The 585-nt window shown below is 53.8% G+C and carries 1 pseudogene; it reads left to right on the top strand.

Annotation, left to right across the window (positions count from 1 at the left end):
* Window positions 1-293 (top strand): annotated as a pseudogene (locus ACVOL0_RS20390) (transposase); the annotation flags it as partial.
* Window positions 294-585: the final 292 nt, after the last annotated feature.

The following is a 585-nucleotide window of genomic DNA, read 5'->3' as shown; positions in this document are numbered from 1 at the left end:
AGTACCTGCCGATTGGCCAGTCTTGGCGGCGTAACTGGACACGGTTAACCCCATTTTTCGACTATCCACCCGAGATCCGTAAGGTCATCTATACAACCAACGCAATCGAGTCGGTGAACATGGGGCTACGAAAACTAACCAAGCACCGCGGCGCGTTTCCGAGCGACGAAGCTCTCATCAAACTGCTCTACCTCGCGTTGCGCAACATCAGTAAACGATGGACCTTACCCATCCGTGATTGGAAGGCAGCCCTGAACCGATTTACCATCCTGTTTGAGGGGCGACTCCCTCAGCTGTTACCCGAATCCCGTTTACACAAAATCTGCACACGCTCAAATTTCATCGAACGAATGCACCGCACTGGCACTAAAAGTCACCCAGTCGGCTTTCCATCCCAGCCAAGTCTCAATGGGATAGCTAAGCATGTGCACGCCCGCAGGCAACGAAAGAACTTCTACCCGCCGTACCCATCTATCTAGGGATGCTCTGAACAATTCCTCGGCGACAATAGCGCAAGGTTCGACGGATGACGACGATGCAGCTGAGCTTCGGGGACGCGGAACACACGGGCAAGCGGAAGAAGAC

The sequence above is a fragment of the Stenotrophomonas sp. STEN021 genome (genome assembly GCF_056760175.1).
This window is presented reverse-complemented; position numbering and strand designations above follow the sequence as displayed.